Origin of the sequence: Bacillus sp. BD59S, from assembly GCF_007363175.1 — a bacterium.
Lineage (GTDB): Bacteria > Bacillota > Bacilli > Bacillales > Bacillaceae_G > Bacillus_A > Bacillus_A pacificus.
Genome location: NZ_CP034686.1, coordinates 3,659,651 through 3,672,125, shown reverse-complemented (window position 1 = coordinate 3,672,125; position 12,475 = coordinate 3,659,651). Strand labels below are relative to the sequence as shown.

General features: G+C 36.1%; 12 protein-coding genes. 9 read left to right on the top strand and 3 right to left on the bottom strand.

Annotation, left to right across the window (positions count from 1 at the left end):
• Positions 1 to 80: 80 nt before the first annotated feature.
• Positions 81 to 872 (top strand): inositol monophosphatase family protein, encoded by a 792-nt coding sequence (locus EKQ63_RS21045; RefSeq protein WP_087954450.1) that lies wholly within the window; start codon positions 81 to 83, stop codon positions 870 to 872.
• 196 nt (positions 873 to 1,068) lie between these two features.
• Here the strand turns inward: EKQ63_RS21045 and EKQ63_RS21040 are convergent, their stop codons facing one another.
• The gene (locus tag EKQ63_RS21040) at positions 1,069 to 1,248 is read right to left on the bottom strand and encodes a DUF5325 family protein (protein WP_000400127.1); all 180 of its coding nucleotides are present in this window, start codon (positions 1,246 to 1,248) and stop codon (positions 1,069 to 1,071) included.
• 140 nt (positions 1,249 to 1,388) lie between these two features.
• On the opposite strand from EKQ63_RS21040, the gene typA reads away from it, so the two are divergent.
• The 3 genes from typA (at position 1,389) to EKQ63_RS21025 (ending at position 3,983) form a co-directional block, all read left to right on the top strand.
• Positions 1,389 to 3,233, top strand: coding sequence for a translational GTPase TypA (typA, locus tag EKQ63_RS21035; RefSeq protein ID WP_000914763.1), 1,845 nt, complete (start codon positions 1,389 to 1,391; stop codon positions 3,231 to 3,233).
• Positions 3,234 to 3,391: 158 nt separating this feature from the next.
• Positions 3,392 to 3,694, top strand: a complete 303-nt coding sequence (locus EKQ63_RS21030) for a YlaH-like family protein (protein ID WP_000893666.1) — start codon at positions 3,392 to 3,394, stop codon at positions 3,692 to 3,694.
• Between the two features lie 13 nt (positions 3,695 to 3,707).
• Positions 3,708 to 3,983, top strand: coding sequence for a hypothetical protein (locus EKQ63_RS21025; protein ID WP_087954451.1), 276 nt, complete (start codon positions 3,708 to 3,710; stop codon positions 3,981 to 3,983).
• Between the two features lie 36 nt (positions 3,984 to 4,019).
• On the opposite strand, the gene EKQ63_RS21020 is transcribed toward EKQ63_RS21025, so the two are convergent.
• Entirely contained in the window at positions 4,020 to 4,220 is a 201-nt protein-coding gene (locus EKQ63_RS21020) for a YlaI family protein (RefSeq protein ID WP_001995040.1), read from the bottom strand.
• Between the two features lie 145 nt (positions 4,221 to 4,365).
• Between EKQ63_RS21020 and EKQ63_RS21015 the strand changes: the two genes are divergently transcribed.
• Both EKQ63_RS21015 and EKQ63_RS21010 read left to right on the top strand, forming a co-directional pair.
• Positions 4,366 to 4,821 (top strand): pyridoxamine 5'-phosphate oxidase family protein, encoded by a 456-nt coding sequence (locus EKQ63_RS21015; RefSeq protein ID WP_000024588.1) that lies wholly within the window; start codon positions 4,366 to 4,368, stop codon positions 4,819 to 4,821.
• A 246-nt stretch (positions 4,822 to 5,067) separates the two neighbouring features.
• Complete coding sequence (locus tag EKQ63_RS21010) at positions 5,068 to 6,396, top strand: PhoH family protein (RefSeq protein ID WP_000358083.1); 1,329 nt, start codon at positions 5,068 to 5,070, stop codon at positions 6,394 to 6,396.
• 31 nt (positions 6,397 to 6,427) lie between these two features.
• On the opposite strand, the gene EKQ63_RS21005 is transcribed toward EKQ63_RS21010, so the two are convergent.
• Positions 6,428 to 6,925, bottom strand: coding sequence for a molybdopterin-binding protein (locus EKQ63_RS21005; RefSeq protein WP_087954452.1), 498 nt, complete (start codon positions 6,923 to 6,925; stop codon positions 6,428 to 6,430).
• Between the two features lie 150 nt (positions 6,926 to 7,075).
• On the opposite strand from EKQ63_RS21005, the gene EKQ63_RS21000 reads away from it, so the two are divergent.
• From EKQ63_RS21000 to pyc, 3 genes are all read left to right on the top strand, one after another.
• Entirely contained in the window at positions 7,076 to 7,363 is a 288-nt protein-coding gene (locus EKQ63_RS21000) for an Fpa/YlaN family protein (protein ID WP_000135695.1), read from the top strand.
• 125 nt (positions 7,364 to 7,488) lie between these two features.
• Positions 7,489 to 8,667 (top strand): FtsW/RodA/SpoVE family cell cycle protein, encoded by a 1,179-nt coding sequence (locus EKQ63_RS20995; protein WP_087954453.1) that lies wholly within the window; start codon positions 7,489 to 7,491, stop codon positions 8,665 to 8,667.
• 331 nt (positions 8,668 to 8,998) lie between these two features.
• Entirely contained in the window at positions 8,999 to 12,445 is a 3,447-nt protein-coding gene (pyc, locus tag EKQ63_RS20985; protein WP_143881479.1) for a pyruvate carboxylase, read from the top strand.
• Positions 12,446 to 12,475: the final 30 nt, after the last annotated feature.

The following is a 12,475-nucleotide window of genomic DNA, read 5'->3' as shown; positions in this document are numbered from 1 at the left end:
TATGTATAAAAAATTAGTTGGTGCGAACCTTATAAAGGGTTCGTTTTTTCTGTGAACAGTATAGATCGGAGTGTTTAAACATGCAAGAAGTATGGAAAGACATCGATGCACACGCCAAACAGTGGATTCGGGATGCGGGAGAGCGTTTAATGGCATCAATGAAAAAAGCACTTATTATAGAAACAAAATCAAATGCAGCTGATTTAGTAACAAATATGGACCGAGAAATAGAACAGTTTTTAATTGGGAAAATTAAAGAAACATTCCCACATCATCATATTTTAGGTGAAGAGGGCTATGGAGACGAGGTAACTTCTTCTGACGGGGTTGTTTGGTTAATTGATCCAATTGACGGCACGATGAACTTTGTTCACCAAAAAAGAAATTTTGCAATTTCAATTGGAATTTATGAGAACGGTATCGGAAAGATTGGACTTATTTATGATCCAGTTCATGATGAATTATATCATGCGTTAAAAGGGGCTGGAGCATTTTGCAATGAAGTACCAATACCTTTATTAGAAAAAGGTACTGTAGAGCAAGGTATTGTAGCTTTAAATGCGATATGGCTTACCGACAATCCATTGCTTAATATGGAAAGTATGATGGCACTTGTTAAGAAAGCAAGAGGCACGAGATCATATGGCTGTGCAGCTTTAGAGATGGTATACGTTGCAACTGGAAGAATCGATGCATATGTAACGCCTAGATTATCACCATGGGACTTTGGTGGGGGACAGATAATTGTAGAGGAAGTTGGAGGCAAGGTAACAACATTCTCCGGAGCGCCACTTTCTATCGTAGAGAAGAGTAGCGTATTAGTTGCGAAGCCAGGGGTGTATGAAGAAGTGTTATCGTTTATCCCGCTTTAATGGGCAGTAAGACCCCCACCTCAAAATTCAACGAAAGTAAAGAAGTGAGGTGGGGGTCGGGCTACCCAGAAAAGCCCGATTGGTGAGGGCTGATAATCAGGGGGGATGAAGAAAACCCCCACTGATTAAAGTTTCACTTTATATCCAAGTAACAAAAAAAGTAAGAGGCTATATATAGGCTTCTTACTTTTTGACGTTATTGCGATTTACGCATTTTTCTTTTTGTTACAAAACCGTATCCAACTGTAACAAATGTGCCGATAATGCAAATAATAATACCGATTGGACTATTTTCAGCAATCATAATGCCGATACCAATTAAGAAAATAACACCGATAATTGCCGTTAATAAAAAGCGATATTGAATGTGTTCCATTTCTTCACCCTCCAATCTCATTTTACTTTCACAAAAGTAAGAATACAACTATATTTTCATTCTTGCTTTTATTTTAATTGCTATTGTATCCCCTTCGCTCTTATAATAGAGAAGGATTAAAAAGACATTAGGAGTTGGACATGTTGAAAAAACGACAAGATTTACGTAATATAGCAATTATTGCCCACGTTGACCATGGTAAAACAACACTTGTTGACCAATTGTTACGTCAAGCGGGGACTTTCCGTGCGAACGAACACGTTGAAGAGCGCGCAATGGATTCAAATGATCTAGAAAGAGAGCGCGGTATTACAATTTTAGCGAAAAATACTGCGATTCACTATGAAGATAAAAGAATTAACATTTTAGATACACCAGGTCACGCTGACTTCGGTGGAGAAGTAGAACGTATTATGAAAATGGTTGATGGTGTTTTACTTGTTGTTGATGCATATGAAGGTTGTATGCCACAAACACGATTTGTTTTAAAGAAAGCTCTTGAGCAAAACTTAACTCCAATCGTAGTTGTAAATAAAATTGATCGTGACTTCGCTCGCCCTGATGAAGTAGTTGATGAAGTAATCGACTTATTCATCGAACTTGGTGCAAACGAAGATCAATTAGAGTTCCCAGTTGTATTTGCATCAGCAATGAACGGAACAGCAAGCTTAGATTCAAACCCAGCAAATCAAGAAGAGAATATGAAATCATTATTTGATACAATTATTGAACATATTCCTGCACCAATTGATAATAGCGAAGAGCCACTTCAATTCCAAGTAGCACTTCTTGATTACAACGACTATGTTGGACGTATTGGAGTTGGACGCGTATTCCGCGGTACAATGAAGGTTGGACAACAAGTTGCTTTAATGAAAGTAGACGGAAGCGTAAAACAATTCCGCGTAACAAAATTATTTGGTTACATGGGATTAAAACGTCAAGAAATTGAAGAAGCAAAAGCTGGAGACTTAGTAGCTGTTTCTGGTATGGAAGACATTAACGTTGGTGAAACAGTATGTCCAGTTGAACATCAAGATGCGTTACCATTATTACGTATTGATGAGCCAACACTACAAATGACGTTCCTTGTAAATAACAGTCCATTTGCAGGTCGTGAAGGTAAATACATTACATCTCGTAAAATTGAAGAGCGTCTTCGTTCACAATTAGAAACAGATGTAAGTTTACGTGTAGATAATACAGAGTCTCCTGATGCATGGATCGTATCTGGACGTGGGGAACTACATTTATCTATCTTAATTGAAAACATGCGTCGTGAAGGTTATGAACTACAAGTATCTAAGCCAGAAGTAATTATTAAAGAAGTTGATGGCGTAAGATGTGAGCCTGTAGAGCGTGTACAAATCGATGTACCTGAAGAATATACTGGTTCTATTATGGAATCTATGGGTGCACGTAAAGGTGAAATGTTAGATATGGTGAATAACGGAAACGGTCAAGTTCGCCTTACTTTCATGGTTCCAGCACGTGGTTTAATTGGTTACACAACAGAATTCTTAACATTAACTCGTGGTTACGGTATTTTAAACCATACATTCGATTGCTACCAACCAGTACACGCTGGACAAGTTGGTGGACGTCGTCAAGGTGTTCTAGTTTCACTTGAAACAGGAAAAGCATCACAATACGGTATTATGCAAGTTGAAGACCGTGGTGTAATCTTCGTTGAACCAGGTACAGAAGTATATGCTGGTATGATTGTCGGAGAACACACTCGTGAGAATGACTTAACAGTTAACGTTGTGAAAATGAAACAACAAACTAACATTCGTTCTGCGACGAAAGATCAAACTTCAACAATGAAAAAACCACGCTTAATGACTTTAGAAGAATCATTAGAGTACTTAAACGATGACGAGTTCTGTGAAGTAACTCCAGAATCAATTCGTTTACGTAAAAAGATTCTTGATAAGAGCGAACGTGAAAGAGCTGCTAAGAAAAAGAAATCTGTAGAAGCGTAAAATAGTAAAACAGCTACCTTTAATTAAGGTAGCTGTTTTTTTATGTTTATTTTTTTAGAATATTTACTCTTTTTGTGGACAGTATTTTTTTCACAGGTTACTCTTGTATTAAGTACATAAAGAAAAATGGTTTGATTTATGAGGAAGGGGGATAAATGGTGTTAGAAAGAATGTCGTTTTTTGCGAAGTTATGTAAAGTTGATGAAAATCCAGAACTAGGGATGTGGTTACTGTATGGCGTCATTATTATATTAAGTGCACTTGTGTATAATTTAGGTTTTGCAAGAAAACTATCTATAATAAAAAATATAGTGATATATATATCGTTAGCGATTGGGTGTACAGTGTTAACTTTCTTTGCAGTTTTTTTACCTGTTGGAGAGGGGCTTGTTGTAGCGGCAATTGTACTTGGAATTTATAGGTTGCGATTACGTCAAGCGAGACAACAAAAAGCGGGATGAGGGGGGAAGTTTTATGCGTTCAGTACAAGATGCGTTATATAATTGGTTAACAATTAAAACAGTTGCTGAAGCACGTCCGGATGATAGTGCTGCAAAAGAAACGTATTTGTTATTTCGAAATATGATATATGAAGAACATAAATTGAGAAATGTGGAAGTTAAGAAGGACGAGGAAATGTATTTAGTTACATATGAAATAAATGGAGAAAGAAAATCTGTAAGGTTTCCATTAGAAGTTATTGATTGTTTTTTGGATCAAATGAATCGCGAACCTGAAAAATATAAATAAGTCCTTTATCATATTGATAAAGGACTTATTTATATTTTACCAATCGTCTTCGACTTTTTTATCACGATATAATCGGAAATTACCACTTGCATGACGTTCCATCGTACGTTCAGCAATTCGTTCCGAACATTCCATGCACATATATGTATGAATAGGGCGATTACGCAGTTTTTTTGCCATAGGATTTTCATCATCTAACATATCTTTTTTATCACAAATCATACATTTGACTCTCATTTCGTCACCTCAATACGAATTCTATCAGTATAAGTATATCATGGAAGTGTAATGTTTTTGAATAATAGCGGGAAAAAATAATATTTTCGCAATTCGAAAAATAGGTTATGATAAGGATATATGAAGTATATTTGGAGGTGGAAATATGGCGAATGTAGTAGAGCCCACATTAACAGATGATTTAGTACAAACGTTACGTAAAGAGTGTATTGTTATGGTAGCAACAACAGATTTTGAAAAACAAGTTCCTAACGTAAGTGCTATTTCTTGGGTGTATGCAGTGAGTAAAACTAGTATTCGATTTGCAGTAGATCAACGTTCACGTATTGTGGAAAATATAAGACATAGTACGGGAGTGGTATTGACTATAATGGCGAATGAATCCGTATTTTCCATAAGTGGTGCAGGTGAAATTTTGACTGATAGAATGGAAGGCATTCCTCTAAAATTAACTGTAATAGAAGTAAATGTACAAGAAGTACGTGATGTTATGTTTTATGGTGCAAAACTTGCAATTGAGCCAACATATGAAAAAACGTATGATCTTCGTGCAGCTAAAAAGCTCGATAACCAAGTGTTAGCAGGAATGAAAGAATTATAAATGTGATAAATAAGAAAGTCAGTTATTAACTTTTGTAATCACTTATTGTGATTTTATGTTAATAATTATAATTAAAAGTAATATATTGAATAGAAATGAATAAAAAATAAATAAAAGGTTTAATGGCTATACATTTCGATTCTACCTCGTTTATACGGTACATATAATTATAACAATGGTTCGTCCATATTTTATGGATGAAACCCTTGTTCTACAAATTTAAAAGTGGAGTCAGGGGGTAACAGGTTGGATAAAATTTATGTGTTAGATACGAATGTACTTTTGCAGGATCCTTTATCTATTTTTTCATTTGAAACCAATGAAGTAGTGATTCCAGCAGTTGTATTAGAAGAGGTTGATTCGAAAAAACGTTATATGGATGAAGTAGGACGAAACGCTCGTTATGTATCTAAGTTAATAGACAAATTTCGTGAAATAGGAAAACTGCATGAAAGTATTCCGCTAGAAAACGGCGGTACATTTCGTATTGAATTAAATCATCGTTCGTTTGTCCAACTACAAGATATTTTTGTAGAAAAAACAAATGATAATCGAATTTTAGCTGTAGCAAAAAACCTATCTTTAGAAGAACAAGAAAAAGAGGACGGGAAGTCTGTTATTTTAGTAAGTAAAGACGTGCTCGTAAGGGTAAAAGCAGATGCAATAGGTTTAAAGGCGGAAGATTATTTAAGTGATCGGGTCATTGAAGTGGAAAATATATATTCAGGATTTTTAGAAGGATATATATCAAAAGAACAATTGGATTATTTTTATGAAAAAGGCGAATTGCCTTTATCCGAAATTGCAAATCATCCTTTTTATCCAAATCAGTTTGTAGTAATGAAAGATGCATTAGGTGGATCTAGTTCAGCACTAGGTATTGTGGATCATTTAGGTAAGAAGGTAAAGAAACTTATTTTTCACAATGAACAAGTATGGGGAATACGACCACGAAATGTGCAGCAAATTATGGGATTAGAATTGTTACTTCGTGAAGATATTCCGCTAGTCACGTTAACGGGGAAAGCTGGTACAGGAAAGACATTACTAGCTTTAGCTTCGGGGCTCATGCAAACGGAAGATTTAGGGTTATACAAAAAACTACTCGTTGCACGGCCGATTGTTCCAGTTGGGAAAGATATCGGTTATTTACCGGGAGAAAAAGAAGAAAAGTTAAGGCCGTGGATGCAACCGATTTTTGATAATCTAGAGTATTTATTTAATACGAAAAAACCAGGAGAGTTAGATGCTATTTTAGCTGGAATGGGTTCGATAGAAGTAGAAGCTCTTACGTATATACGCGGGAGAAGTATTCCAGATCAATTCATTATAATTGACGAAGCACAAAATTTAACGAAGCATGAAGTGAAAACGATACTAACGAGGGTAGGAGAAAAAAGTAAAATCGTATTAATGGGAGATCCTCAGCAAATTGATCATCCGTATTTGGATGAGTATAATAACGGTTTAACATATGTTGTAGAGAAATTTAAAGAGCAACGTATTAGTGGTCATGTGAAATTTGTAAAAGGGGAGCGATCTAATTTAGCTCAACTAGCAGCAGATTTATTATAAAAAGGAGTGAGCTGAAGCTCACTCCTTTTCTTTAAATAATTGTAAATTTGCGGATGTTACGGATTGGATTTTGTCTATTAGATCCATCATTGTAATATAAATGAACAGGTCCGTCTTCTTTTAATGGTTTTCCTTCTTTCGAAAAACCAAGAATAGCATGTTTGACTGTTTCTAATGGAAGCGTTATCGTATCATCTACTGTTTCAATCTCGACTTGCGTAGCATCATCTGAAATTTCGGCGTTAGCAAGAAAAGGTTGAAATGGTATACCGAACGTTCCAGTAATTAGCTGTTCTTTTTTATATTTCTTTACACTTTGTTGTATCGGTGGGAAAGCAGCACCATCACGGATTTCGCGATCCCAATGTTCTGAAGTGTTTTTTAAGTAAGCTTCTAGTTCTGAAGTGTTTTCTCTCGTTTCATCAAAGTAAGTTGTCAAATCTACTTTTCGATCATCAAAGATCCAAACGGTTGGATCGATAGTGATTGGAAAACGAACTTTTCCATTAATAAATAAAATTTCGCTCATTGTTGTTCCCCCATTTGTGTTATACTCCCACTTTTCAGTATAATAGTATTAGGCACTATTGTCACAAAAAATGTTTCTATTGCAATTTATTAAAACTATCGCTAATATTAATAGATAGGAGAGAGTAGGACGGAAACGGAGGGAATCAATTTGGCGTCTGAGACAGTATCAAATCATCAGGAAAAGGCACTAGCCCTTCTACAAGCGGATGCGGAGAAGATTTTAAGACTTATTAAGGTGCAAATGGACCATCTTACAATGCCGCAATGTCCATTATATGAAGAAGTGTTAGACACACAAATGTTTGGACTATCCCGCGAAGTCGATTTTGCAGTTCGCCTTGGTCTTATTGCAGAAGAACAAGGGAAGGCAATGTTAGGAGAGCTTGAACGTGAGTTATCTGCACTTCATGAAGCATTTACAAACAAACAACAATAACGGGTTCAAATAAGGGGGCTCAAACTGAAAAAGTTTGAGCTTTTTATTTGTATAATAAAGCAGGAAGAATCAATATACATATGGAATACAACAATAATTAAATTGAAACAGAAAGAGGAAATGAAATGAAAAGAGTATGGAAATCAATGGATTATTCATTGTTACTTCCTCTTGTTATCTTATGTGTGCTGGGAGTTATAATGGTATATAGTTCGAGTTCCATTGTTGCGATTTCGAGATTTGATAAACCAGCAAATTTCTTTTTTAAAAGACAATTAATTACTTTAGCCGCTGGGACAATAGTATTAATAATTCTTGCTATTATTCCATATAAAGTGTGGAGAAAACGAATCTTTTTATTGGGAAGTTATGGAATTAGTGTAGCGTTATTAGCAGCAGCTGCCTTCTTTGCTAAAGCAGTAAATGGTGCAAATGGATGGATATTTGGAATACAGCCTGCGGAATTTGTTAAGATAACAGTTATTCTCGTATTGGCCCATTTCTTTGCGAAAAGGCAAGAAACGAATACGTCTGTTTTTAAAGGATCAGGACCAGTACTTTTGGGTGTTGGTTTAATCATGTTTTTAATTTTAAAGCAAAATGACTTAGGTACCGATATGTTAATTGCGGGAACAGTAGGAATTATGTTTCTTTGTTCAGGAGTTAATGTTAATTTGTGGATAAAGAGATTCTTGTTAACGTCTATAGTATGGGCTCCGGCGTTGTATTTCCTTGGGAGTTATAAATTAAGTCAGTACCAAAAAGCGCGGTTTTCCGTTTTTCTTGATCCATTTAGCGATCCACAAAAGGATGGATTTCAATTAATAAATTCGTTTATTGGAATTGCTTCGGGAGGGCTAAATGGTAGAGGATTAGGAAATAGTGTACAAAAGTATGGTTACTTACCAGAACCACAAACGGATTTTATAATGGCAATTATATCTGAAGAACTTGGTTTTATAGGTGTGGCTATTATTTTAATCTGTTTATTACTTATAATTATTCGGGCGTTTAGAGTTGCACAAAAGTGTAAAGATCCATTTGGAAGTTTAATAGCTATCGGAATTGCAAGTTTGTTTGGAGTCCAAACATTTGTTAATGTTGGTGGTATGTCTGGGTTAATACCACTTACAGGAGTTCCTTTACCGTTTGTTAGTTATGGCGGGAGTTCCTTATTAGCTAATCTACTCGCGATGGGGATATTACTCAATATTGCTAGTCATGTAAAACGACAAGAGAAACAACAGAACGAGACAGTTAAAGAAAGAGAACAAGGTGGACCACATCTTGTAGTTGTAAAATAAAACACATTGTGCTTTAGAGCATGATGTGTTTTTTATTTTTAAGTAGTTTTAAATGTGATGTATTAATTTCTCTTTTCGGCAAAGGGTATATCACATTTAGATAAAAGTGATATACAATTAAGTTGTTAGAAAAGGAAGAGGTATGCTATACTATTTTTGTGAGACAAATTGCTCAGAAAACTTATCATTTGTTAAAAAATAAGGTATGATGGATAAAAATAAAGTGAAGCTTTCTAAGTATAATATAATGTAGAAAGTGAAGAACTTCACGCTCTTTATGGTGTGTATATATTTTATCTCTAGAGTGGTAGGAAAGTAGAGGGGGAAAATCATGACAAAGCTGCAACGTATTCAAAAAGTATTGGTAGCTAACCGTGGAGAGATTGCAATTCGTGTGTTTCGAGCTTGTTCGGAACTGGGGTTAAAAACAGTTGCAATCTATTCTAAAGAGGATAGTGGTTCTTATCATCGTTATAAAGCCGATGAATCCTATTTAGTTGGGGAAGGAAAAAAGCCAATTGATGCTTATCTAGATATTGAGGGCATTATTGAGATTGCGAAAAGTAATCATGTAGATGCAATCCACCCTGGATATGGTTTCTTGTCAGAAAATATTCAATTCGCAAAACGTTGTGAAGAAGAAGGGATTATCTTTATCGGCCCAAAAAGTGAGCATTTAGATATGTTTGGAGATAAAGTGAAAGCAAGAACACAAGCGCAGCTAGCACAAATTCCAGTTATTCCTGGTAGTGATGGTCCAGTAGATTCAATAGAAGAAGTTGAAGAATTTGCTGAAAAGTATGATTACCCGATTATTATTAAAGCTTCCCTTGGCGGTGGCGGTCGTGGTATGCGTATTGTACGTACTAGTGAAGAATTAAGAGAATCGTATAATCGAGCGAAGTCAGAAGCGAAAGCAGCCTTTGGTAATGATGAAGTATACGTAGAAAAATTCGTTGAAAAACCTAAACATATAGAAGTTCAAATTTTAGCAGATGAAGAAGGCAATGTTGTTCATTTATACGAGCGAGACTGTTCTGTACAACGTCGTCATCAAAAAGTAGTAGAAATTGCACCTAGTGTGTCGCTTTCAGATGATTTGCGTCAGCGTATTTGTGATGCTGCTGTGAAATTAACGAAAAATGTAAATTATTTAAACGCAGGAACAGTTGAATTCCTTGTAAAAGATGATAATTTCTATTTCATTGAAGTAAATCCGCGTGTTCAAGTAGAACATACAATTACAGAAATGATTACAGGAGTCGATATCGTTCAATCACAAATTTTAATAGCGGATGGACATGCATTACATAGCAAATTTGTGGGTGTTCCAAAGCAAGAGGAGGTTGTTGTACATGGATTTGCAATACAATCTCGTGTAACGACTGAGGATCCACTAAATAATTTCATGCCGGATACAGGAAAAATTATGGCATATCGATCAGGTGGTGGCTTTGGGGTTCGTCTTGATACAGGTAATAGTTTCCAAGGTGCTGTTATTACACCGTACTATGATTCTTTACTTGTAAAAGTTACAACATGGGCGCTTACTTTTGAACAAGCTGCTGCAAAAATGGAACGTAACTTAAAAGAATTCCGTATTCGTGGTATTAAAACAAATATTCCATTCCTAGAGAATGTAGTAAAACATAAAAACTTCTTATCAGGGGAATATGACACTTCATTTATTGATGCGTCACCTGAACTATTCTTGTTCCCGAAACGTAAAGACCGCGGAACAAAAATGTTAAATTACATTGGGACAGTAACAGTAAATGGCTTCCCGGGAGTAGGGAAAAAAGAGAAACCAATTTTCCCAGATGCTCGTATACCGAATGTATTACATTCAGAGCCGATCCAAAATGGAACGAAACAAATTTTGGATGAGCGTGGAGCAGACGGATTAGTAAAGTGGGTACAAGATCAAAACCGTGTACTTTTAACAGATACAACATTCCGTGATGCGCATCAGTCATTGCTCGCGACGCGTATTCGTACAAAAGATTTACATCAAATTGCAGAGCCGACAGCGAGAATGTTACCGAACTTATTCTCAGCGGAAATGTGGGGCGGTGCAACGTTTGATGTTGCATATCGTTTCTTAAAGGAAGATCCATGGGAACGATTACTAGATCTTCGTGAAAAAATGCCAAACGTTTTATTCCAAATGTTACTTCGTTCTTCAAACGCAGTTGGCTACAAAAACTATCCGGATAATTTAATTCAAAAGTTTGTGGAGTGTTCTGCTCAAGCTGGAATTGATGTGTTCCGTATTTTTGATAGCTTAAACTGGGTAGAAGGTATGAGAGTTGCGATTGATGCTGTACGAGATACTGGTAAAATTGCAGAAGCAACTATGTGTTACACAGGGGATATTCATGATCCGTTACGTAGTAAATATGATTTAAATTACTATAAAAATTTAGCAAAAGAATTAGAAGCATCAGGAGCTCACATTTTAGGTATTAAAGATATGGCGGGCTTACTAAAACCAAATGCAGCATATGATTTAGTTTCAGCATTAAAAGAGACGGTATCGATTCCGATTCACCTGCACACACACGATACGAGTGGGAATGGTATATTAACGTATACGAAAGCAATTGAAGCAGGTGTTGACATTGTCGATGTAGCAGTAAGTTCTATGGCTGGTCAAACGTCACAACCAAGTGCGAACACGCTATACTATGCGTTAGGCGGAAACGAAAGACAGCCAGATGTTAATATAGATTCATTAGAAAAACTATCTCATTATTGGGAAGATGTACGTAAATACTACGCACCGTTTGAAAGCGGTATGAATGCTCCTCATACAGAGGTATATATGCACGAAATGCCAGGCGGACAGTATAGTAATTTACAACAACAAGCGAAAGCGGTTGGCTTAGGCGATCGTTTTGATGAAGTAAAAGTAATGTACCGCCGTGTGAATGACATGTTTGGTGATATTGTTAAAGTAACACCATCATCTAAAGTTGTCGGTGATATGGCATTATTCATGGTTCAAAATCACTTAACAGAACAAGATGTTTTAGAGCGTGGACATTCTATGGACTTCCCAGGATCTGTTGTTGAAATGTTCTCTGGAGATTTAGGACAACCATATGGTGGTTTCCCGAAAAAGTTACAAGAAATTATTTTAAAAGGGAAAGAACCATTAACAGTAAGACCAGGTGAATTATTAGAACCAGTAGATTTCGACGCGTTAAAAGAAGAGCTATTCCATAAACTTGGACGCGAAGTGACGATGTTTGATGTAGTTGCATATGCATTATATCCAAAAGTATTTATGGATTACGAAAAAGTTGCTGAGATTTATGGAAATGTATCTGTGCTTGATACACCGACATTCTTCTATGGTATGAGACTTGGTGAAGAAATCGATGTGGAAATTGAACAAGGTAAAACATTGATGGTTAAACTAGTATCAATTGGAGAGCCTCAGCCAGATGGAAATCGTGTTCTTTACTTGGAGTTTAACGGTCAACCACGTGAGATTGTTGTGAAAGACGAAAGTGTGAAAGCAACAGTTGCACAACGTGTGAAAGGAAACCGTGAAAATCCAAACCACATTAACGCAACAATGCCAGGAACGGTTATTAAAGTAGTTGTAAAAGAAGGCGATGAAGTGAAAAAAGGCGATTCTATGGCAATTACAGAAGCGATGAAAATGGAAACGACAGTTCAAGCGCCGTTCAATGGTAAAGTGAAAAAAGTATATGTTAACGATGGAGATGCAATTCAAACGGGCGACTTACTCATTGAATTAGATCACTAAAATAAAAAGAGTTGTGGAAACACAGCTCTT

What these genes read in the sequence shown, in the direction of transcription:
- EKQ63_RS21045 (WP_087954450.1), top strand. Translation starts at nt 81, where the DNA reads ATGCAAGAAGTATGGAAAGACATCGATGCACACGCCAAACAGTGGATT.
- EKQ63_RS21040 (WP_000400127.1), bottom strand. Translation starts at nt 1,248, where the DNA reads ATGGAACACATTCAATATCGCTTTTTATTAACGGCAATTATCGGTGTT.
- typA (WP_000914763.1), top strand. Translation starts at nt 1,389, where the DNA reads ATGTTGAAAAAACGACAAGATTTACGTAATATAGCAATTATTGCCCAC.
- EKQ63_RS21025 (WP_087954451.1), top strand. Translation starts at nt 3,708, where the DNA reads ATGCGTTCAGTACAAGATGCGTTATATAATTGGTTAACAATTAAAACA.
- EKQ63_RS21020 (WP_001995040.1), bottom strand. Translation starts at nt 4,220, where the DNA reads ATGAGAGTCAAATGTATGATTTGTGATAAAAAAGATATGTTAGATGAT.
- EKQ63_RS21015 (WP_000024588.1), top strand. Translation starts at nt 4,366, where the DNA reads ATGGCGAATGTAGTAGAGCCCACATTAACAGATGATTTAGTACAAACG.
- EKQ63_RS21005 (WP_087954452.1), bottom strand. Translation starts at nt 6,925, where the DNA reads ATGAGCGAAATTTTATTTATTAATGGAAAAGTTCGTTTTCCAATCACT.
- EKQ63_RS20995 (WP_087954453.1), top strand. Translation starts at nt 7,489, where the DNA reads ATGAAAAGAGTATGGAAATCAATGGATTATTCATTGTTACTTCCTCTT.
- pyc (WP_143881479.1), top strand. Translation starts at nt 8,999, where the DNA reads ATGACAAAGCTGCAACGTATTCAAAAAGTATTGGTAGCTAACCGTGGA.